The organism is Rufibacter sp. LB8, assembly GCF_014876185.1.
In the GTDB taxonomy this organism is placed as follows: domain Bacteria; phylum Bacteroidota; class Bacteroidia; order Cytophagales; family Hymenobacteraceae; genus Nibribacter.
The window spans coordinates 2335804-2358766 of sequence record NZ_JADALJ010000001.1; the positions used below are offsets into that span (position 1 = coordinate 2335804).

Below are 22963 nucleotides of genomic sequence, written 5' to 3' on the forward strand. Positions count from 1 at the left end.
AAACCTACTTCTTAGGCAGCTCCTGCAACAAAACCTCCACGGCTTTCTCCAGTTGTTGGTCGCGGCCTTGGGCGGCGAGGGCCGGTTCATTGGCTACCAGGTAATCTGGTTCCAGTTGGGTATTCTCCAGAAATTTTCCGCCGCCCAACGTACGGTAGCCAATCTGCGGAATCCCGAAGACCATGGTGGGGTCAATCAGGGTTTCCCACCACACAAAGGTACCGGTGCCGGCCACGGGCATGCCCACGGTTTTGCCAATGCCCAATTCTTTGTAGAGTACCGGGAAGATGTGCGCGTCTGAGTAGTTGCTCTCGTTCATGACCACAATAGACGGCTTCGTCCATTTGTTGCGGGGCTCGTCTGAGAGGTGCTGGTTGCGGGGGATGAACTCGGCGTAGCGCTTTGTGTTCAAAAAGCTAATCAAGTCATCATGCAGGTTGCCGCCGCCGTTGGAACGGGTGTCCACAATCAGGGCTTCTTTGCCGGCGTTTTTGCCGAGGGCGTCTTCGTACACGGTGCGGTAGCTGGCGTCGTTCATGCCGCGTATATGCACATAACCCAATCGGCCGCCCGATAAACGGTCAACTTCTTTTCTCCGGTTTTCTACCCAGCGCTGGTACAGTAGTTCGTTTAATTCGCCGCCGTTGATGGGTTTCACGGTTTCTTCCCAGCGCTGTTTGGTGCTTTCATTGTACAGAGAAACCAAGGTGTACTTGCCGGCCTTTCGGTTGAGGAGTTGGTCCAAATCTGTGTTTTCTTCCAACGGCTGGCCGTCAAGCATTTCAATCACAATGCCCGGCTTTACTTTGGAACTGGCGCGGTCAAACGGGCTCATGTTCACCACTTCCTTCACCTTTAACCCTTTGCCGGTGTAGTTTTCGTCATAAAACAAACCAAGCGAAGCGGTGGCATCTGGATTGGTGGAGCGGGGACTGTAACGGCCGCCGGTGTGCGAGGCGTTCAGTTCACCCAGCAACTCGCTCAGCACATCTGCAAAATCGTAATTATTAGCGATGTGCGGCAAGAACTGACGGTAATTCTCAGTATTGGCTTTCCAGTCTACGCCGTGCAGATCCGTTACGTAAAACTTCTGCTCCAGCTCTCTGATGACGTGGTCATACATGTAGGTGCGCTCGGCGGAGGCGTTCAAATTCATCTCGCCGTTCACGCGCAGCGTTTCCTGCTTGCCGTTGTCGGTGTCCAGTTTCAGGATTTTGCCTTCGGTGAGCACGAACAGGTTTTTGCCGTCTTTGCTCATGACCATTTTGCCCCCGCGGGCACCTAATTTGGCCAGTAATTTGGTGTCATTGTCGCGTAGGTTGGTCACCCACAGGTCATAGCCTTTCTCAAACCGGGACAGGTAAAACATACGGTCGCCTTTGTCTGTGACCACAAAATCTGCCAGGTCTGAGGACGTGCCCGTGAGGCGGGCCTTGCGGTAAGCCAAGTTGTCCAGTTCCAAAGCCAGGGCGGCGGGCGCTACTTTTACCACTTCGTTTTTCTTGTTTTTGCCTTTGGGTGCGGCTTTCTCGGCCTGCGCTCTGGCTTCGGCTTCACGCTTCTCCAGTTCCTCCATCAGGCTGTAATCTTCCTTGCTCAGCTTAAAGCGGTCAAAGCCGTCTTGCGTGGTGAACAGCGCGAACACATCACCCGTGCCCCAGTTGTTGCCGTTGCCGCGCAGGCCTTCGCGGTTAGAATAATAGGCGATCATTTTGCCGCCCATCATCCACTTGGGGTCGCCTTCATTGTAGCCGCTCTGGGTCAGGTTTCTGATTGCCCCGTTGCCGCTGGCAGATACCAAGCCGACCTCGCTGATCCATTGCTTGGGCTGGTTGAAATCCACCAAAAACCATTTTCCGTCCGGCGACCAGGAATAGTACTGGTCACCGTCTGAATAAGAATAGTTGTTGGCGTTCACCATAATGTCACGCACCTGCTTGGTGGCTTTGTTCACCACCCGCAACTTCACTCGGTCTTCCAGAAACGCCACCTCTTTCCCGTCTGGTGAATATGCCGGTTGAAATTCCTCTACCTTCGGGTTGGCTATCACCACGTCTTCCTTGAGAATAGTGGATGCGTAAAAATAAGGTTCGGCGCTGCGTGCGATGCTGGTTTCATACACGTTCCAGCTGCCGTTGCGCTCACCGGCGTACAGAATCTTGCGCCCGTCCGGAGAGAAGCTCACGCTCCGCTCCTGCTCCGGCGTGTTGGTGATGCGCTTAGTAATGCCACCTTCCACTGAGGACACGAACACCTCGCCGCGATTCACGAACACTACTTCTTTACCGTTCGGCGATACTTCCATCTCGGTCATGCCGCCTGAGATGGGCAACACGGTTTCCTGGTTCGCTCTTATGTCTGAGTACAGCTGAATGGCTACTTTCTGCGGCTGCGCGCCCGGTTTCTGGGTGTAGATTTCGCCGTTGTAGGTAAAGGAAAGCGTACCGTCTTTCGCGCCGCTCAAATGCCGAACCGGGTGCTTGGTGAAGTTGGTGACCGCGGTGCTCTGTTTCGGGTTTTGCAGGTTCATTTTGCGCACATTGAACGTGCCGTTGGGCTGCTCGCTCAAGTAATATACCTCTTGGCCGTTGGCCGAAAACAGGGGTTGACGGTCTTCGCCGGGGTTGTCAGTGAGTTTAGTGTGCTGCTTGGTTTTGGCGTTGTAAGCCCAAATATCCCGCGTGATGGACGAGACATGGTGCTTGCGCAGCGCATTCTCGGGTCCTTTGCGGTCCTGGTACACCACCATGTCACCGGCGGAGTTGTAGCGGGCAGCTTCGGCGGGCGTGGTCAGGACCATGCTGTTTTTGCCGCCGTTCACCGGCACGCTGTACAATTCCGGGAACGCCCCCGAGGGGAACATGGAATTACTGGCCGCATCTAGTCTGGCCGCCGTAAAGAGCACACTCTTGCCATCCGCAGAAAAATCTGACGGCAAATCTCCGCTGGAATTAAAGGTCAACCGCTTGCTTTCACCACCTTGCGCCGGCATCACAAACACGTCAAAGTTACCGTGGCGGTCTGAGGCGTAGGCCAGCTGTTTTCCGTCCGGAGACCAAACCGGCATGTATTCATAGCCCTCGTGCATGGTGAGCGGCGTAGCATTTCCGCCAGCTGCGGGTACTCTATATAAATCGCCTTTGTAGCTGAAGACAATGGTCTGGCCATCGGGTGAAATGGCTGGCGTGGTCATCCAGAGCGGTGTTTGGGTTTGCGCGCTGGCGCCTAGACTGCTGGCGCAGCAGAGAGCCAAAGCGGCGAAGAACCTCTTTTTCATGGGTAGTTTATTGTTTGGTAGAATGGTAGATTAAATGTAGCGAAAACCCGGCGGAATGCAACTTTGCGTTTTCGGGCTCATTTCTGGAAACGGAGCCGAAAACGAAAGTCGGTAAGTATATTTGATTCTATAGGGACAGGGCTGGACCTGTTCTCCACGCCATTCTGGGTGTAGGGGCGTATCGCATACGCCCTTTGCCGTAGCCAACGCAGAAAAGCGAATTCCGAGGCATTTTTCCAATGGTTGACGGCCAGAAAAAGCCACCGTCTAGGGCGTATGCGATACGCCCCTACAAGCAGGAATGAATATTCAGACAGTTGCAATCCTTTCAACTAAGAGCATGTTTAAATTTTGGAAAGGGATAAAAAAAGCGAGTCAGCCCGTAAGCATTAAGTGACCAAACTTCGGTGCTTATGGAATCCCAGTACAGGAAATTGACTGACTCGCAATGGGAGGCGATGAAGTCATCGCTGCCCACTGATAGGAAACGTCTGCACAGCCTTCGGGTTATAGCGGACACCATATTTTACGTGCTTCGCGTGGGATGCCAGTGGCGGAACCTGCCGCAGGGGTGTTTCCCCAAGTGGCAGCTGGTGTACTACTACTTCCGCCTATGGAAGTCGGACGGCACGCTGGAGAGGCTTAACTGGGCCCTGAACATGCGGGAGCGGAGAAGGCAGGGCAAGGCGGACTCGCCCAGCATGGTCAGCATTGACAGCCAGTCGGTTAAGGCAGGCCCGTTCATCTCACAGGAGACAGGCGTGGACGGCAACAAGAAGGTCAACGGGCGGAAGCGGCACGTGGTCACCGACACGCTAGGCCTGGTGTGGGGCGTGGTGGTGCACGGGGCCAACAGGGCGGACGGGGCCCTGGCCCGCAGGGTGGTGGAGCCGATGAAGGGCTACCTGCACCGCATGGAGAAGATACTGGCCGACGCCGCCTACCAGAAGGGCTTCATGGCCTGGGTGGAGGAAAGTTTGCTGGGCGTGGAGTTGGAGGTGTCATCCAAGCCGCCGGGAACGGAGGGTTTCGCCCCTGTGAGGTGGAGGTGGGTCACGGAGCGGGCCTTCGGCATGTTCTCCTTCTTCCGCAGGCTCGACAAAGACCACGAGAAAACGACCGAAAGCGCCGAAAGTTGGGTGCTTTGGCAGAACTGCCAAGTCATTCTCAATCGTTTGGGCTGATAACCAGAAAGTTAAAATTTAAACAAGCTCTAAACGACTCTACAGCTTACAAATAAAATAATTCCCTCATCCTACCCTTCTCCCAGGGGGAGAAGGGACTGCGTGTTCTTACCTTGAACCGGAGTTGGCGTGGCTTGGAGATTTACAAAAGAAACTTCCGTTTTCGGGCTCATTTCTGGAATTGAAGCCGAAAACGGGATTGCAACTCAGGACTCAGGGCTATAGACTCAGAACTTCTTTAAAGCTTCCCTTTCAGCCCTTCCACAAAGCAATGGCGGCAGCGGGCTTCGTAACTATCGGTTTCGCCTAAGAGGACTTTCTCCTGGGAGGCGGCGTTTCTGAAGGAATAGGAAGCAATTTCGCCGCACTGCACGCAAATGGCGTGTACTTTGGTCACGTATTCGGCCACGCCCATCAAGGCGGGCATAGGCCCGAAAGGTTTGCCCAGGTAGTCCATGTCAAGGCCGGCCACAATCACGCGCACGCCGGAGTTGGCCAGCTGCACGCAGACCTCGGTGATGGCCTCGTCAAAGAACTGGGCCTCGTCTACGCCCAGCACGTCACAGCCGCTGCCCAGCAACAACATGTCATTGGCGAACTGCACGGGCGTGGACCTAATGGCATTGGCGTTGTGCGAGACCACGTCTATTTCATGGTAACGGGTATCAATGGCGGGTTTGAAAATCTCCACGCGCTGCTTTGCAATTTTCGCGCGGTTAAGGCGCCTAATCAATTCTTCGGTTTTCCCCGAGAACATGGAGCCGCAAATCACCTCTATCCATCCACGCTTCTGACCAGTTTGACGGTTTCCTACCCGGGGTTCTATGAACATTTTTGAATGAGTGAAGGTGTGAATGAGGAAAGGTGTGAATGATTCACCACTTTATCTCAGAACGAAGTTACGCCATGAGGGTCCTTCGCTAATGCACAACTTTTCCACAGACTTATCCAATCAAAAGACAATCAGAAAGTTAGGACATCATTGCTTTGTATTTATTTTGGTAGTGCGGTGTAGATGTAATTCTAGAAAAACGCATTTCGTCCCCCTTTGTAGGGGGTAGGGGGATGATAAAGTCAGTAGAAGACCTGGAAGCGAAAGCTATGGAATTAATAATGGTGATTCTTATGAATTAAATATCAGCACGAAAAATCATCCCCCTACCCCCTTCAAAGGGGGACGAAATGCGTGACATAAATGAAGGTATAATTCGCCCACAAGCTCCTTGCTGGATAACAAAAGTTAAAAGCAGGTTAAACTGCAATCACTCCTCCCCTCATTCTCACCTTCCATCATTATACACCATATGCGGGAGTTGCGTCTGCCTGGGCACGCGGCACACCACGGCACCCGAAGAGATTTGGGCCTGGCAGGTGAGGCGTTCATTGGGTTGCAGGCGACCGTTGGCCCTGAACCTGGTTTCGGCGGGGGTGTCTGGGGCTAGATTCTCTTGACCTGAAATGATAATCATGCGGCAGGTGGTGCAACGGCCTTTGGTGCCGCAGGCGTGCATCCAGTCAATGCCGGCGGCTTGCAGGGCGGCCAAAACTGTTTGCCCCGCGGCCACGTTTAGAGTGAGATTGCCTAAGTTCTGCACCGTTATTTCCCCCATTATTGCCTATATTTACGAGCGTAGTCCTGCTTAAAATGAAAGACAAATATAATCAAATACGCCTGGCGCAGTACAGCCAGGAACTTGCCCAACATCTGAGCCAGGAGCACTTCGCTCAGCAAGAGACCGTTACTGCGCCCCAGCTGGTCACGTTCACGCCCATTAAACAGGTGAACCTGTACATGATTCGCGAACTGCTCACGCTCTGGAACCACGAGATGGCCAACCTGCGCAGCCCGTACTTCGACTTTGAGCACCCCGATGTGAAAGACGCCTTAGTGCAGTTCATGAACGTGCTGTCGCGGAAAATCTCCATCAAGCGGCCGCATTTTGAGCCTTTGCTGCAGAAAGCCATTCATGACACGCTGCGCACGGTTTTAGAACCGGTGGCGGTGTTTGAGGAGAAATACCTGCGCGTAGAAGACCTGTCACTGGCCAAACTGCAGGAAAGCCTCAAGTACCAGGACGTGGATAAAGACCTTTACCGCCGATTTCTGGACACTCTTTCTGAAAGCCAGTTGGACCGCGCCCACCTCAGCACCAAACTCCAGGCTTTCCTGGAAAAACATGCCCAGGAGCGCCAGTCGTTGGCCGAGGTAGTGGCTAAGTTCAGCGACTTGAAAACCTTGTCTGTAGATGACTTGCTGCCCGCCGCGGCTCCTGTACCAGCTGCACCTGTCACGGCTTCTTCGGCCCCTGAAGCGGCCCCGGTTCAAACCAACACGCCTGTTGAAGCGCCCGCTGCCGCGCCGGCTCCTTCGTTCAGACCCATTGTGGGCTCGCCGGAACCAGCCCTAACCCAGCGTTTCCAAACCGAACAAAAACCTACCCTCAACGACCGCCTCAAGCAACCCGTGAGCGCCACGTTGGCCGACCGGCAGCAGGACCAGAAAATTGGATCTTTGCGAGACGCCATTTCCATTAACCAGCGCTTCTCCTTCATCAATGAACTCTTTGACGGCGACAACATGGCCTACCACAGCGCCATCAAAGAACTGGATGAACAACAATCCGCTGATGCCGCCAAGAACTTCCTGTTACAGGATTTGGGCAGCAAATACAACTGGAGCAAGAAAGAAGAGCACGTGCAGAAACTGACTAAACTGATTGACCGCAAATTTGTGTAATTCCCGTTTTCGGCTTCGTTTCCGGAAATGAGCCCCAAAACGCCCGGCTTTTAAGAAAAGGCCGGGCTTTTTTGCGTTTTGGGCAAAGGGCTATGAAAGTTATCTGAAGTTAGTTACCTTTTTACTACGAATGGCTTCCTATGGATGAGGAAGTATTTAGCGCTACTAATCTTCTAGCCCAAGCTGATATTCTGCGCGAAGGCAATGAAAAATAACTTTCATATCCTAAAATCTAAACAACTTTAGTGTTACTCAATTGACTTTCAAGTAACATAACTTATGAATTAGGCCTACCACCAACCCAGCAATTATTCACTTATTCCTATATTGTTTAAGATATTTGGTAGATTGTGCCATTATCCTATTAATAAGCAGAAAGTAGCAACAACTCAGATATCAGATAGCCTATTAACAAAATTACTATGCAATATCTATCACTACGATTTTTTCAAAAACAATCACTTGTATTTTTTTGGCTAACAGTCTTCATAATCATAGGTTCATTTTCTGCTGTCGAAGCCCAGCAGCCTCCAGGAACATTGGACTTAACATTTAATCCCAATGATCTTGGTCTTGGTGATGGTTTAGCCGGAGGCAGCGTAAATACATCAGCCGTTCAGGCAGATGGAAAAATTCTTATCGGAGGGTCGTTCACCTTTTATAATGGCATCAGCCGTAATCGTATTGCGCGATTAAACATAGACGGTTCCATTGACAATAGCTTTAACCCCGGTGCTGGAGTAGTAGATGGTGGAATTCTAATTCTATCAATACAGCCAGATGGAAAAATCCTAATCGGCGGAGATTTCTCTTCATATAATGGCATCAGCCGCAAACACATTGCGCGTTTGAATGTAGATGGCTCCCTGGACAATTCTTTTAATTCTGGCATAGGTCCTAATGATGCCATTTTTAATGAAACACTTATAAGAACCTTAGTTGTGCAGCCCGATGGTAAGATTTTAATTGGAGGTGAATTTACTACTTTTAACGGGGAAATGCATAAGCGCATTGTTCGCCTGAATATTGATGGCTCATTAGATAATAGCTTTGAGACTGGCTCTGGTGTAGAAGACGGTCAGCTTTTATCAATAGCGATACAACCTGATGGCAAAATCCTTATTGGTGGTCAGTTCACCTCATATAATGGCACTGCATGTAACCGTATTATCCGACTTAATCCTAATGGCTCCCAAGACCACTCATTCAATGCAATTAATGTGGGAAGTTATATATATACAATAGTTCTACAGCCCGATGGCAAAATTTTAGTTGGAGGAGGAGGGGGAATAAATATAGTTCGTCTACACTCTGATGGCACTAGAGATACCAGCTTTAATGATCGAACTATGTGGATTAGTGTTCTAACCATAGGACTACAACTAGATGGAAAAATTGTAGTCAGCATGAATTTAACCTTTGATGAAGGCGATATCCCTAATGTAATTACTAGACTAAATGCTGATGGCACTCCTGATGTAACCTTTAATATTGAAGGGGATGGAGTAGACAATTTTGTAAACACTGTTTCATTTCAGCCAGATGGCAAGATTTTCATTGGAGGGCAATTCACTTCTTATAACCGAAAGGAACGCAAATACGGCACTCGTTTAAACTCTGATGGATCTTTAGACATTAATTTTAATCCTCAGACCGGTGCCAATAATACTGTAACAACCCTTTCAGTGCAGGAAGACGGCAAAATACTTCTAGGCGGTGATTTCACATCCTACGAAGACATAAGCCGGAACCGGATCGCACGTCTCAACGCAGACGGTACTTTGGATACATCATTCGACCCAGGAATAGGTCCAAATTATTATGTTAATTTCCTATTAAAACAGCCTGATAATAAAATACTAATAGGCGGACATTTTACTTCTTACAATAGTACGAGCCGTAACCACATCGCCCGTCTGAACGCAGACGGCACACTGGACACATCCTTCGACCCAGGGGTAGGAACTAATGGCCCAATCTACAACATGATTGTGCAGCCAGATAACAAGATAATTGTAAGTGGTTCATTTACTTCCTATGATGGAATAACTCGGAACCGCATAGCTCGTTTACATTCTAACGGCTCTTTAGACACTGGTTTTAATCCAGGCACTGGAGCTAATGATGAAATAAAAGCCCTAGTGGTGCAGCCTAATGGCAAGGTACTAATAGGCGGCTCATTCACATCCTTCAACAGCACGGGCCGCAACCGAGTCGCCCGCCTCAATGCAAATGGCTCCTTGGACACCTCCTTCGACCCTGGCTCAGGATTTAATGCTGAAATTAAAGCATTGATATTAGGGCCTGACGGTAAGGTGATTGTAGGCGGCTCATTCACATCCTTCAACGGCACGGGCCGCAACCGAATCGCCCGCCTCAATGCAAATGGTTCTTTAGATACCTCCTTCGATCCAGGCTCCGGAACCAATGGTTTTATTAATACCTTGGTGATACAGACCAACGGGAAAATCATCATAGCCGGTAATTTTGGCATCTACAACGGCATGGCACGCAGCAAAATTGCCCGCTTGGGCCCAAACGGCTCCCCAGACGCATCCTTCTACACCGACCAAGGCCCTAATAGTGATGTTAATACTCTAGCTCTGCAGCCTGACGGAAAAATACTTGTAGGCGGGTATTTCACCTCTTATGACCGCAGGGGCCGCAACCGCGTCGCTCGTATTTTCGGAGGAGAAACTACATTTACTTGGATGGGGCCCTTTTCCAACACTTGGGGAGTAACCAACAACTGGAATGACTCCCGCAACTGGAGTAGCTATACAGTTCCCACCTCTGCGGACGATGTGGTAATTCCTGCTGGGCGTTTACTTTACCCAGTTTTATCTTCGAGCGTCGCATTGGGCATCGCTTCGGTTAAGAACCTGACAGTGGAAGCGGGTGCCAGTCTAACCATAACAAGCGGCAACCTTTCTCTCTTCGGCAATTTTATCAATAGCGGAATATTTTCTCACACAAATGGCTTAGTCTCGTTCACGGGTGCCACCACACAGACTGTTTCGGGCAGCTCTTCCACCATTTTCCGTAACTTGACCATAGGCAGCCAGGGCCTAAGCTTGAATTCAGCGGCAGGTTTAAAAGGCATTCTTACCCTCACGGGCAATTTAACTACCAATGGCAACCCGTTCACTGTCATTTCTGATGCCTCGGGCACGGGCATGGTGGTGAACAGCGGGGGCGTAGTAAACGGAACGGTCACTGTGCAAAGGCGCATTCATGCGTCTGCCAACGGCGGAAGAGGCTACCGGCATTATGCATCGCCGGTGGTCAACACTACGGTGGCAGACTTAGCCACGGCGGGTTTTACTCCCATTGTGAACCCAGCGTACAACGCATTGCCCACACCGCCCATTAGTTTCTACACCGCGGTTACCTACCCTACTATTTTCGCCTATGAAGAGAGTCGCCTCAGTTCAGATTTCCCTGGCTTTGGTATTGGCTGGGCTTCGCCCTCTTCCCTTTCCTCCGTCCTTACCCCCGGCAGAGGCTACAGTGTAAACATACCCGCAACTGCTACTGTAGATTTAAACGGCACCTTAAACAACGGGCCTGTCAGTGTGAGCCTAAGCCGCGGCCCAGTGGCTGAGTCAGGATGGCACTTACTAGGTAATCCTTACCCTTCCCCTATCACTTGGAGCAACATTACCTTGCCAGCGAACGTGGGTAATGCGGTGTACGCGTTCCGAACCTCTGGGGGCTCTAACGGTTCATATGCTTACTATGTCAACGGGGTGGGTAACCTCACCAACGGCACCATCCCCATGATGCAGGGCTTCTTTGTGAGAGCGTCTGGTCCAGCCACTTTCACCTTCACCAACGCCGCCCGTTTAAAAGAGTATGCAAACCCCTCTTTCCGTACGGGCACCACCAGGCCACTGTTAGAACTGCACCTGTCAGCGGCAGACGGCCAGCGTGACGAAGCGTTTTTCTATCTGGAAGAAGGAGCCACACTAGGCGTTGACGGGGGCTATGACGCTTTCAAGGTGCAGGACAATTACGGAGGGCAGCCTACCCTTTATTCTTTTGCGGCCTCTGAGAAATTATCTGTGACCGGGCTGCCACCCATGCAGGGGCAAGCTATGATAGTGCCGCTTGGCCTAAAGACCAGCCAAGTGGGGCAGCACACATTCAAGGCAGTCAAGTTGCTAAATTTTGAAGAGGAGACCCACGTGATTCTGGAGGACAAATCATTGGGCATCTTAAAAAACCTTACTCGTGAGCCTGAATATTCTTTCACCCCCTCAGCTAATGACCAAAGTAGGTTTGTGCTTCACTTTCAAAATGCTAGGCTTACCAGTTTACATGACCTTGAGCGGGAGGCAACAGTGGTCATTTACCCCAACCCCACTTCCACTGGTTCCCTCCGCATTAGCCTTGAAAAAGCGAAAGGCAAAAAATTAATGGCCTCCCTTTACAGCAGCGTAGGCAAATTGGTAAGCTACCAAGAAACAGAAATTAAAGGCGGCACTGTCCAAAGCCAAATAAGCACTCAAGGGTTGCCAGCTGGTATGTATCTGCTCAAATTGAGTAACGGACTGTCTGAGACTACCAGGAAAGTAATTGTACAGTAAACTTAGAAAGTCCGCAAATCATTAGCTCATTACCAGCAGCCCCAATATGTATAAAAACTTAAAAACAGTCCTACTTAGTAGCATCTTAACAGTTTCTCTATCTTCTTTACCAATAGAAGGAACTTGGGCGCAAGGCCCTGGTGGTGGTGGGCCACCCACTTTTGAAGAACAAGACCCAGAAGAAGAAACCCCACCCCCCACGGGCGTACCTATAGATGGAGGAGCTAGTCTACTTTTAGCGGCAGGAGCAGGCTATGGCCTCAAGAAAATCAGGGACAGCAGAAAAAGCAGAAAGTAGTAAAATATAATAAAGCGCAGAAATTGCCACCTTTGGCGGTGTTTTCACCACCAAAGGCTCAAATCTAGAACCCACCGTAGAAATCTTGAAAATACGGGGCATTGGCTATAAACAGCTTGCCTAAGACTTCCTGCTTCGCAAAAGAAAGACCTCGTAGTGTGCGTAGCTCCTACGAGTGTCTCTTCAATAGCTGTAGAAAATACCTCACATATTTTTTAAAACCTGTGAATTAAAACTGCTTCCGTTTTCGGCTCCGTTTCCAGAAATGAGCCCCAAAACGGAAATCTTGCTAGTTTTTACCGGCTATTTGATATCCACTTATCGGCCCAAATCCAGCTTACGGTGCGCGTCAATGGCCAGCAGAATGAACAGCAGAATGGTGAACGACCACAATGAGGAACCGCCGTAGCTGAAGAACGGCAACGGAATTCCTACCACCGGCGCCAGGCCAATGGTCATGCCAATGTTAATGAGAAAGTGGAAGAAGATGATGGAGGCCACGCAGTAGCCGTAGGTTCGGCCAAACACGGAACGCTGCCGCTCGGCTACGTGAATGATTCTGAGCAGCAGGCCAATGAACAAGCCAATAATGACCAGACTGCCCAGCCAGCCGTGCTCCTCGCCCACGGTGCAGAAGATAAAGTCAGTGCTTTGCTCCGGCACGAAGTCAAATTTGGTCTGTGTGCCTTCCAGGAAACCCTTGCCCAAAAACCCGCCCGACCCGATGGCAATTTTGGACTGCGTCACGTTCCAGCCCACGCCCAAGGGGTCAATTTCGGGGTCAACCAACACTTTGATGCGGTTCTGCTGGTGTTCCTGGAGCACGTTGTCAATGAAATAGGTCACACTGAACACCATCACCAGCACGGCCACCCACACGCCAATGTAATTGAACAGGTAGCGCCTGATGCGGTGGTAATTGAACCACAAGTACGCGCCCATCAGCACCGTAACCGCCAATGCCAGATAAAGAGGCGGCACCAACAACGTCAGCACGAACAGGAACACGCCCACCGCACCAATAATCAAAATCAACGGCGACATGCCCTCGCGGAAGAAAGCCAGAATAAAGGCGCCAAACACCAACGCCGAACCGGTTTCGTTCTGAAGGATGATGATGATGGGCGGCAACAGCGCAAGACCCATGAGCTTGGCCTGGTCTTTCCAGTTCTGCTGTCGCAGGTTAATGCTGCTCATGAACCTTGAAACCGCCAATGCCGTGGCAAACTTCGCAAACTCAGCGGGTTGCAGGCGCATGGTATCTGTAATCACCAGCCAGGACCGGGACCCTTTAATCTCTGAGGCGAAGGCCAGCGTGCCTAGCAGCAGCAAGATAAAAAACCAGTAAATGGCGTAGGCCAGGGAGTCATAGGCCTTGTAGTCAATCACAAAGAGCACCACAATGATGATGATGGAAGTGCCAATCCACATCAGCTGCTTGCCGGAGTTCAGCGTGAAGTCAAAGATGCTGGTCACGTCTTCGGGGTTATAGACGGCGGCGTAAATGTTCATCCAGCCCAGCGTGACCATGAGCCCGTACAGGCCGATGGTGATCCAGTCAATGTTATTGGTGAGTTTATAGGTAGTCCGCATAGGTGATTGGCTATTTGCCCCATTTGTAGAACGCCCCACTGATCATGTCAGCTTCCCAGCGTTTGCGGCTGGCGGTCTTCACGGTGTCTGTCAGGTATTTCTCCACCATTAAGCTGGCCATGGGCGCCGCCGCAATGGCCCCGCCGCCGGCATTTTCCACGTACACCGCAATGGCAATCTTGGGATCATCTTTGGGCGCGAACGCGATAAACACTGAGTGGTCTTTGCCGTGCGGGTTCTGCACCGTGCCTGTCTTGCCGCAGAGGATTACGCCAATATGGTTTAGCTTGGCGTATTGGGCCGTACCGCTTTGCACCACGCGCTGCATACCATCTACCACCGCCGGAAAGTGTTTGGGGTCTACGGTGGTGTAGTTTTTCACGGAATATTCTGGCAGCGGCTTGCCCTTTTCGCCCACGGAACGCACAATGTGCGGCGTGTAGTAATAACCACGGTTGGCCAGAATAGCCGCAAAGTTGGCCATCTGCAAGGGTGTCACGCCGGTTTCGCCCTGCCCAATACTCACTGAGTAAATGGTGGGGAATTTCCAGCCGTTGGTGCCGTAGATGCGGTCATAGAATTTGGCGTTGGGCATAAGCCCTTTCTTTTCATTGGGCAAGTCTATCCCCAACGTCTTCGCAAACCCGAAGCTCTGGATGTGTTTGTGCCACGCATCCAACCCCAACCGGTTGTCCTGAAAAATATTCTTGGAGCGCCCCTTGTTCACCACTGACCGAAACACCTGGTAGAAATAAGGATTACAAGATTGTTCAATGGCGATGCCTAGGTTAGCCGGATGCGCGTGCCGGTGGGAACAGCGCACCAAAGACCAATTACAGGCGTAACCGGTTTCAGGGGTGAGCGTTCCTTCCTCCATGGCAATGAGCGCCTGCGCCAGCTTAAAAATGGAGCCCGGCGGGTACGTAGCCATTAAAGGCCTATTAAACAAGGGCTTCACGGGGTCCCGCAAGAGCTTCATGTAATTGTTGCCAAGCTCTTTCCCGGTCAACTGCGAAGGATCATAAAATGGGGCCGAAACCAGGGCCAGCACTTCGCCGGTGGCGGGTTCAATGGCCACCACGCTGCCGGTTTTACCGGCCATCATGGTTTCTATGTACTGCTGCAATTCCAGGTCAATGGTGGTGACCAGGTTCTTGCCGGCCACCGAAAGCGTATCATACGCACCGTCTTTGAAGGAGCCTTTCTCAATGCCGCGCACGTTCACCATGGTGTACTTGGCGCCTCGCCGGCCCATGAGAAACTTCTCGTATTCGCGCTCCAGCCCGCTCACGCCCAGATAATCCCCCTGGCGGTAGCCTTTGTAAGAACTGTCTTCCAGTTGCCGCGGACTGATTTCGCCAATGTAGCCCAAGGCATGCGCCAGACTTTGGTGCGGATAGCCGCGTACGGTACGCGCATTGATGTAAAACCCCGGAAAATCGACCAGATTGTCTTGAATGGCGGCAAACTCAATATTGGTGAGGCGCTGCAGAAACGGCGAGGATTTTACGTACGAATACGCCTTAGCGGCTTTTATCTTCTCGCGGTAATCCTCCAGGGTAATGCCCATAACCTGGCAGAACTTGAGCGTGTCAATAGCTTTGGCTTCTTTGGGCACCACCATAAGGTCATACACGGGCGTGTTCTCCACCAGCAGCTTGCCATCGCGGTCATAGACCAGGCCCCTGAACGGGTACTGCACCACGCGGCGCATGGCGTTGTTTTCAGCGGCGGTTTTGTAGCTGTGATCCAGTACCTGAATGTAGAACAGCTTGATCAGGTAGACCGCGCCAATAATTAAAAAAATGGCCTGAATGACGTATTTCCGGCTCTCTAAGTACTTCATCTAAAACTTCTGGCCCTCCTCTCAAAGAATAGCATCTGCAGAATTACTAACACAGTGCCCGTGAAGAGGGTGCTGACAACTATTTTGGCCAACGTAAATCCTATCAATTTAAATCCGTTCAGTTCTAAAAAGAACAGCGTGAAATGGTGCACCAAGATCAGCGTGACGCCATAGGCCAGAAACCAACGCCAACCCATTGACGGCAAACTGGCATTGTCTGAGGGTTCATAGCCGTCGCGGGGCGTCAGCAAATTAAGAATTGACGGGCGCAGGTAGGCCATGAGCACCGTGGCTGCGGCGTGCACCCCGGCGGTGTCATAGAACAGGTCAATGGTAATGCCGCAGATAAAGGCCAGCACCAGCAACAGCACCTTGTCTAAGTCAATGGGTAGAAACAAGATAAACCCGATGTACACAAAGCAAAAGCCGCGTTCATAGAGCACCAGATTGCGCATAAGCAGCACCTGCAGCCCCATAAACACCACAAACTGCACCAAATGGACAAACCGGAAATTATTCATTCTCTTCTCGTATGCCAGCCGCCGTTTGCAGCGAATCCAGCTCAGGCTGCTGTTTGTTTTCTACAATGTACACGTAAGACAGTTTTGTAAAATCAACGCTTAGGCGCACGGTAATGGTATAAAAACTCTTGTCCAGTTCCTTGCGCACGCGCTCCACACGGCCAATCATGATGCCCTGCGGATAAATGGCGTTGAACCCCGAGGTCACCACGGTATCTCCCTTGAACACTTTCTCACTCAACGGTATGTAATGCAGACTGGCCGTGCCGGGGTCTTCTGTGTCCCATTTAATAGACCCGAAGCTCCGGTTGCGCTTCAGTTTTACTGATATAAGCGTCTGGGAATGTAGCAAAGACGTCACCGTGGCGTAGTGCTTAGACACCGACTTCACCCGGCCCACTACGCCCTTAGACGTGAGCACGCCCATGCCCGGCCGTACGCCTGCTTCTGAGCCCACATTTAAGGTAAGGTGGTTGTTCAAGCGCCGCACCGAATTGTTGATGACCCGGGCCGGCCGGTAGCTGTACACCGCCGCCGCTACAGAGTCTGAAGCCAGGAACAGCGAGTCAGCCGTTTGGCCCAAGCTGTCGTTCAGTTGTTGCTCCAGCCTTCTGGTCAGTTCTGCGCGCAGTCGCGCGTTCTCCGCCACCAGGGCCGTGTTCACATCCGTCAGCCGGAAGTACTCAGACACTTGGCTTTGGATTTCCAGCACCCGTCCCACGTAGTAGTTAGAAGACTGGTAGAACGCCGCGTTGTGGTAGGTGTTGTTGCGGTACAGCAGGTACAGAGACACGCCTTCCAACAGCAGAAACACCAGAAATGCCCGTATCCGGAAGATGAAAATAAACAGTTTCCGCATGGGCGCGACTTCTTAGCTGAGCAGCACGTTACGGAACCCTTCAATGTTTTTCACGGCCGCGCCGGTGCCCCGCACCACGGCGCGCAACGGATCCTCGGCAATGTGAATAGGCAGTTTGGTTTTAGCAGCCAGACGTTTGTCCAGACCGCGCAACATGGCTCCGCCGCCAATCAGGTGAATACCGTTGTCATAGATATCGGCAGACAGTTCTGGCGGGGCAATTTCCAAGGCCTTCAGTACCGCTTCCTCAATCTTGGAAACTGATTTGTCCAGTGCAATGGCGATTTCCTGGTAGGTTACTTTGATCACCTTAGGAATACCGGTCATCAAGTCACGGCCTCTGATCTCGAAGTCTGCCGGTGGGTTGTCTAATTCAGTCAACACGGCACCAACCTCAATTTTGATTCTCTCTGCGGAACGCTCGCCAATGAGCAGGTTGTGCTGACGGCGCATGTGGTCCAGAATGTCTTTGTTGAACGTGTCACCGGCTACTCTGATAGACTGATCACAGACAATACCAGAAAGGGCAATCACGGCAATCTCTGTGGTTCCGCCCCCAATGTCCACCACCATGGTGCCCACGGGTTGCTCCACGTCAATGCCAATACCTATGGCCGCGGCCATGGGCTCCTGAATCATCCAAACCTCGCGGGCATCTGCGTGCTCACAGGAGTCTTTCACGGCGCGTTTCTCCACCTCTGTGATGCCCGAAGGAATGCACACCACCATTCGGTAAGACGGTTGGAACAGGCGTTTCTTGCCTTTGTCAATCATCTTGATCATGCCCCTGATCATCTGCTCGGCGGCGGTAAAGTCCGCAATCACACCGTCTTTGAGAGGTCTGATGGTCTTGATGTTCTCGTGGGTTTTCTCGTGCATCTGCATCGCTTCACGGCCCACGGCAATCACCTTGTTGGTGGTGCGGTCCATGGCGATGATGGACGGCTCGTCCACCACTATTTTATCGTTATGGATGATAAGGGTATTGGCCGTACCCAGATCTATCGCTATATCGGCAGTAAAAAAATTGAATAATCCCATTGGGTATGTGTGTTGTACTCCGGTGACGGAGGACTATATAGTAAAAACAAATTCTGTACAAGGTACTACTTCCCCGCAAAAATAGGTATTTCCCACCAATAAATTCTGAAAGCCTCAAAGCTTTGCGTTTTTGGCCTTGTTTCTGGAAATGAGCCTAAAAACGGAAATGAATTTCCTCAGTCATCCTGAGCAATCTTGAGATTATATCCTAAACGGTCATCCTGAGCTTTTCGAAGGATTTAACGAAGATACTTTACTTGATTATGCAAGCAATTCCCTATGCCGTTGTTGGTGTTCTCACCAACGACCAAGTCTACGTCTCTAGCGGCTTTTGTGCACGCAGTTTGCTTTCCTTCCAAATGACCGCTGTATCCCTTGCCTCACAAGACGGCTCTTTTCATAGCTTAGCTCCGAGCGCTCACGGCCGCGAGGCCCCGCCTTCCCCTCTCGCGCTGTACCAGCTTCCTGGTGCCTTCGCCACCCGCCTGCCGGCGACGGAACCTGCTTAGGCGCTCGATGGAAAGGCTGGGAAAGGTGCGCGTCGATAGGCAGTCTGCGTTTAGGGCATCAGCAGTGCCGCCTGCTCAAAAGACCTCACAGGTTTTGGAAACCTGTGAGGTCTGCGCCAATTGCGTTTCCAGGCTCTAAATTGGAAATGGAGGCGAAACTGGGCAATGCTTGTACTGGTTGTAGAGACAAGGCACTGCCTTGTCTCTACGGGTGAGGTCCCAACAGACGCCTTTTCAAAAGACCTCGTAGTGTGCGCAGCTCCTACGAGTGTCTCTGCCAAAGGCTCCCACTTCCCACACTTACACATTCCAGAAACGACCCTCCTGTCCTAGGAGGGGTTGGGGGTGGTCACCCGTTTTCAGCTTCATTTCCAGTTTAGGGCCCGAAAACAGAAAATCCCGATGGCTCACGTGAGAACCATCGGGATTTTTCAATTAATCAAATCAGCTGCTAGTGCTTGAAATGACGCACGCCGGTCAAGACCATAGCCTGGTTGCGGGCGTTGCAGGCGTTGATAGAATCCTGGTCTTTGATGGAACCTCCTGGTTGTACTACAGCTGTGATACCCGCTTCGGCGGCAATCTCCACGCAGTCCGGGAATGGGAAAAACGCGTCTGAGGCCATCACGGCACCCTGCAAGTCAAACCCGAAGCTTCTGGCTTTCTCAATAGCCTGGCGCAGCGCATCTACGCGGGAGGTTTGGCCCACGCCGCTGGCAAGCAGTTGGTTTCCTCGGGCGAGCACGATGGTATTGGACTTGGTGTGTTTGCAGACTTTCAGGGCAAATTCCAGACCTTCAATTTCTTCTGCAGAAGGAGCACGCTCGGTCACGGTTTTGAAATCAGCGGCGGTCTCAGTGGCCAGGTCTTTGTCTTGCTCAATCACGCCGTTCAGCAATGTCTTGAATAATTTGGTGGGCAAGGCCACAGGTTTCTGCTGGAGCAAAATTCGGTTTTTCTTGCTTTTCAGAAGGTCCAGCGCGTCTTGGTCAAAGGCTGGGGCAATCAGAACCTCGAAGAAAAGTTTGTTCAGTTCTTCGGCGGTAGCTAAATCTACGGGGGTGTTGGTGATGATCACGCCGCCGAACGCCGAGACCGGATCGCAGGCCAAGGCGTTCACGTAAGCTTGGTGCAGGGAATCTGCCACGGCCACGCCGCAGGCATTGGTGTGCTTGAGAATGGCCACAGCGGGTTGAGCAGAAAACTCGGCCATCAGCAACACGGCGGCATCTACGTCTACCAGGTTGTTATAAGACAATTCCTTGCCATTCAGTTTGTCAAAAAGGGCGTCTAAATCTCCGTAGAAGGTGCCGTTCTGGTGCGGATTTTCGCCGTAGCGCAGGGTTTGGCTTTGGCGCTGGCTCTGCTTGAACGCGGGCGCGAGGTCCTGTTCCTGGCTCAGGTAATTGAAAATGTGCGTATCATAGTGCGACGAAATATCAAAGGCCTTCGCCGCGAACTTCTTGCGGTCGGTCAGGTCGGTGCTCCCGTCTTTGCTTTGGAGCAGTTCCACCACGTCACTGTACTGCTCGCGGGAAGACACAATCATCACATCCTGGAAATTCTTGGCTGCGGCCCGTATAAGGGAAATTCCGCCGATATCGATTTTCTCAATCACATCTGCCTCTGCTGCCCCGGAAGACACGGTTTCCTCAAACGGGTACAGATCCACAATCACCAGATCAATGGCCGGAATCTGGAAATGGCGCAACTCCTGCTGGTCCTGCTCGTGGTTGCGGCGGTGCAGAATTCCCCCGAAAATCTTAGGGTGCAAGGTCTTCACGCGTCCGCCAAAAATTGACGGATAATCAGTCACGCTGTCCACGGCCACCACTTCGGCGCCCAGGCCTTCCAGAAACGTCTGCGTGCCGCCCGTGGAATAAAACGTGACGCCTTGTTTCTGCAGTTCGCGCACCAGCGGTTCCAGGCCGTCTTTGTAATAAACTGAGATAAGGGCAGATTTGATTTTAACGGAATTCATATAAATACTGAAAATTGTATGTGAGTAGGAAAGTCAAAAAAGGGAAGGCTTCGCCGAAATATAGGTGCAGCCAGGCAGCCACCAATTATTGAACGGTAACGTTTCTTACTTAGAGAAAAACGCAGGGAAAGCGGGCGAAAAAAAAGCGACAAGCGACACGGCAGCGGGTGCAAAAGCAGTTGAAAAGGCCGGGGCAGTCGCTTCATGTCTTGGTCTTGGTTAGGCGGCGGGCGTTTCAGGTTGGCAGGCGTCTGCCGTCAGCAGTTCTTCCACTATGCGGGGTAAATGCTGGTGTTCTAGCGTGAGCACGCGCGCGGCCAGGGTTTCACACGTGTCATCAGGTTGCACCGGGCAGCGTTCCTGGTAAATGGGCGCGCCTTCGTCATAGTGCTCGTTCACGTAATGGATGGTGATGCCGGTTTCGACTTCCTGCGCGTCAAGTACCGCCTGGTGCACGTGCTGCCCGTGCATGCCTTTGCCGCCAAACTTGGGGAGCAGACTTGGGTGAATGTTGATGATTTTGTTAGGGAACGCCTGCACAAACGCCGCGGGCAACAACCACAGAAACCCGGCCAGTACAATTAAATCGGGTTCGTACGCTTCTACTTGCGCCTGTACTTCGCCGGCTTTTAGAGTAGCGCGGTCAAACACCGCCGTGGGCACGCCATAGTTCTGGGCGCGTTGCAGCGCAAAAGCGTCTGGATTGTTAGAGAAAAGCGCCGAAATTTGAATGCGCGGGTGGTCTGCGAACTGCTCCAGCAAGCGCTGGGCATTACTTCCGGAGCCGGAAGCAAAGATGACGATGTTCTTTTTCTTGGAAGAGGTACCCAAAATGGCCGGTGCGTCAATGGAAGGGCAAATATAGCGTTTTCGGGCTCATTTCCAGAAACGAGGGCAAAAACGTGCTTTTTATTTGACGACCGACTTACGGCTGCGGGTGCGTGGCCAGGTAGGCCGCAGTGAACGGATGCTCCACGGCAGTGTCTGGTTTCATGATATGCTGCACGTGCCAGCCTTGCTCCTTTAACACATCTGAAATTATAGCGCGGTGACACCGCCACCAAACCGCCTCTGAGCACATGTAGGCCACCCGTTTTTCTGAGGCCAACGCTTTCAAGTTCTCCAAGGCATTCTGGAATTCCGGCGTCGCGGTGTAATCGGCGTAGCCTCTGAATGAGTCGCTTCGCCAGATAGTATTGGTTGAATCTGGCTTAGGCTTTCTTCGGCCGCCTAACTCTAAAGCAGGTTGGTAGACTATGCCAACTTCTGCCAGGGCTGTTTGCAGCGGCTCTATATTGAACTGCGGATATTTCTTGGAGCCCGGGTATCGCCTGACATCTACTAACACCTCAATCTGAAAAGACAACAGAGCCGCCAGAAATTCTTCTATAGGGTGCGTAGAGTGCCCTACGGTCCAGATAGTAGATGATGAAATTGCTGCCATATGGTATATTTTCCCAGAAGTTGATGCAGGTGTCTGCCTTCGCCTTTAGTGGTACGAATGGGCTTTTTTGGTGTTGTCGCCTTTTTGCAGAATAGAAATTACCAAAAGAGATTACTATTTCTTTGCAGCTCGAAATTTCAGCGAGAATTGCCCACTCCAAAACAGTGCGTTTTCGGGCTCATTTCTGAAAATGAGGCCTAAAACGGAAAAGACTACGCGCCCAACCTTGGCTGCGACCCGGGAATCTGTTTGTTCTGGATGGGTTGGTGCGCCTGCACGCGGGGCTTTTTCTCGGTGAGGTATTTCCAGTAGCGCTTGGGCATGTGGCGTTGGTGCAGCTTTATGTTTTTCCGCTCAGGAATGTTCACGTGGTCAAAATAGGCCTGCCAGAGTTGTTGGTACATAGGCTCCACCGATGTGAGAATCTCCGGGGCAAGTTGCCCTTTCCGCAGGCCCAAGGGTGTTTCTTCCAGGGCTACTATGTTCACGTGCTGCAAATCATAATAGGCCCCGTACTGCCGGCGCACGTCATAGATCAACCAGGGCTGGTCGGCGTAGCGTTTCTCAAAATGCGGCACCACCAGCGGCAACACATTGAAATCTGGACTGATGGGCGACACATACAACCCGTCTTGCGTGCGCTGAAACCTGATGAAAGCCTCCATACGGTGCTTCTCCCGGAACATCTGCTTGCCCACCTGCGCCATCTTCTGCACATACGGGTCCGCGAAATTCTCTTCTATGCCTTTCTGCTCGCTGCTGAACACCAACCGCACGAACTGGAAAATCAGCATTTCAAACCCCGGCTGTTCCCAGAGGTAGGCTTTATACACGTTTTCCCAAGCGGCTGTGGAGAGTTTCTTGCCCAGGCCTTCCCACACGCGGCGGGCTTTGTCTTCCTGGGTAGGCACAAAATGATGCTCCGCGAAGATGCCGGGCGGCGCCTCCCCTTCTTTGCCTATCTGGCTGGGCCAGGCCTTCCGCTCAAATGCCTCAAACACCACCGTGAGCAATCCCTCAAAAGAACCGTCATAGGTGTAAAAGTGCATAGCTGCGCGATATAGAATTAATGAAACTTCTGGGC

At 51.7% G+C, this 22963-nt stretch carries 16 protein-coding genes; 4 read left to right on the forward strand and 12 right to left on the reverse strand.

Features of this window, described 5'->3' with window-relative positions:
* Window positions 1-4: 4 nt before the first annotated feature.
* Complete coding sequence (locus IMY23_RS09900; protein WP_192821927.1) at window positions 5-3277, reverse strand: S41 family peptidase; 3273 nt, start codon at window positions 3275-3277, stop codon at window positions 5-7.
* 413 nt (window positions 3278-3690) lie between these two features.
* Here IMY23_RS09900 and IMY23_RS09905 point away from each other — a divergent pair, with 413 nt between their 5' ends.
* Window positions 3691-4461 (forward strand): IS5 family transposase, encoded by a 771-nt coding sequence (locus IMY23_RS09905; protein WP_192821928.1) that lies wholly within the window; start codon window positions 3691-3693, stop codon window positions 4459-4461.
* A gap of 238 nt (window positions 4462-4699) precedes the next feature.
* On the opposite strand, the gene IMY23_RS09910 is transcribed toward IMY23_RS09905, so the two are convergent.
* Window positions 4700-5293: a thymidine kinase gene (locus IMY23_RS09910; protein WP_192821929.1), complete on the reverse strand. Its 594-nt coding sequence runs from the start codon at window positions 5291-5293 to the stop codon at window positions 4700-4702.
* Window positions 5294-5741: 448 nt separating this feature from the next.
* Window positions 5742-6071, reverse strand: a complete 330-nt coding sequence (locus IMY23_RS09915; RefSeq protein WP_192821930.1) for a 2Fe-2S iron-sulfur cluster-binding protein — start codon at window positions 6069-6071, stop codon at window positions 5742-5744.
* A gap of 35 nt (window positions 6072-6106) precedes the next feature.
* Between IMY23_RS09915 and IMY23_RS09920 the strand changes: the two genes are divergently transcribed.
* From IMY23_RS09920 to IMY23_RS09930, 3 genes are all read left to right on the forward strand, one after another.
* Window positions 6107-7198, forward strand: a complete 1092-nt coding sequence (locus tag IMY23_RS09920) for a hypothetical protein (protein ID WP_192821931.1) — start codon at window positions 6107-6109, stop codon at window positions 7196-7198.
* Between the two features lie 422 nt (window positions 7199-7620).
* Entirely contained in the window at window positions 7621-11787 is a 4167-nt protein-coding gene (locus tag IMY23_RS09925; protein WP_192821932.1) for a T9SS type A sorting domain-containing protein, read from the forward strand.
* A gap of 46 nt (window positions 11788-11833) precedes the next feature.
* Window positions 11834-12085 carry a PID-CTERM protein-sorting domain-containing protein gene (locus tag IMY23_RS09930; protein WP_192823841.1) on the forward strand — a complete coding sequence of 84 codons (252 nt, stop codon included), beginning with the start codon at window positions 11834-11836 and terminating at the stop codon, window positions 12083-12085.
* 318 nt (window positions 12086-12403) lie between these two features.
* On the opposite strand, the gene rodA is transcribed toward IMY23_RS09930, so the two are convergent.
* The 9 genes from rodA to IMY23_RS09975 all read right to left on the reverse strand — a co-directional run bounded on the left by rodA (window position 12404) and on the right by IMY23_RS09975 (window position 22928).
* Window positions 12404-13678, reverse strand: coding sequence for a rod shape-determining protein RodA (gene rodA, locus IMY23_RS09935; RefSeq protein ID WP_192821933.1), 1275 nt, complete (start codon window positions 13676-13678; stop codon window positions 12404-12406).
* A gap of 10 nt (window positions 13679-13688) precedes the next feature.
* Window positions 13689-15524, reverse strand: coding sequence for a penicillin-binding protein 2 (gene mrdA / locus IMY23_RS09940; protein WP_192821934.1), 1836 nt, complete (start codon window positions 15522-15524; stop codon window positions 13689-13691).
* Window positions 15521-16045, reverse strand: a complete 525-nt coding sequence (locus tag IMY23_RS09945; RefSeq protein ID WP_192821935.1) for a hypothetical protein — start codon at window positions 16043-16045, stop codon at window positions 15521-15523. Before IMY23_RS09945 ends, mrdA begins: the two co-directional genes overlap by 4 nt.
* Window positions 16038-16904 (reverse strand): rod shape-determining protein MreC, encoded by an 867-nt coding sequence (gene mreC / locus IMY23_RS09950; protein WP_192821936.1) that lies wholly within the window; start codon window positions 16902-16904, stop codon window positions 16038-16040. Before mreC ends, IMY23_RS09945 begins: the two co-directional genes overlap by 8 nt.
* Before the next feature lie 12 nt (window positions 16905-16916).
* Window positions 16917-17945: a rod shape-determining protein gene (locus IMY23_RS09955; RefSeq protein WP_192821937.1), complete on the reverse strand. Its 1029-nt coding sequence runs from the start codon at window positions 17943-17945 to the stop codon at window positions 16917-16919.
* Window positions 17946-18905: 960 nt separating this feature from the next.
* Window positions 18906-20435, reverse strand: a complete 1530-nt coding sequence (gene purH, locus IMY23_RS09960) for a bifunctional phosphoribosylaminoimidazolecarboxamide formyltransferase/IMP cyclohydrolase (RefSeq protein ID WP_192821938.1) — start codon at window positions 20433-20435, stop codon at window positions 18906-18908.
* A gap of 219 nt (window positions 20436-20654) precedes the next feature.
* Window positions 20655-21266, reverse strand: a complete 612-nt coding sequence (gene purN, locus IMY23_RS09965; protein ID WP_192821939.1) for a phosphoribosylglycinamide formyltransferase — start codon at window positions 21264-21266, stop codon at window positions 20655-20657.
* A 94-nt stretch (window positions 21267-21360) separates the two neighbouring features.
* A complete protein-coding gene (locus tag IMY23_RS09970; RefSeq protein WP_192821940.1) occupies window positions 21361-21879 on the reverse strand; it encodes a DUF488 family protein in 519 nt (172 codons plus the stop codon).
* Between the two features lie 212 nt (window positions 21880-22091).
* Complete coding sequence (locus IMY23_RS09975; RefSeq protein WP_192821941.1) at window positions 22092-22928, reverse strand: TIGR03915 family putative DNA repair protein; 837 nt, start codon at window positions 22926-22928, stop codon at window positions 22092-22094.
* Window positions 22929-22963: the final 35 nt, after the last annotated feature.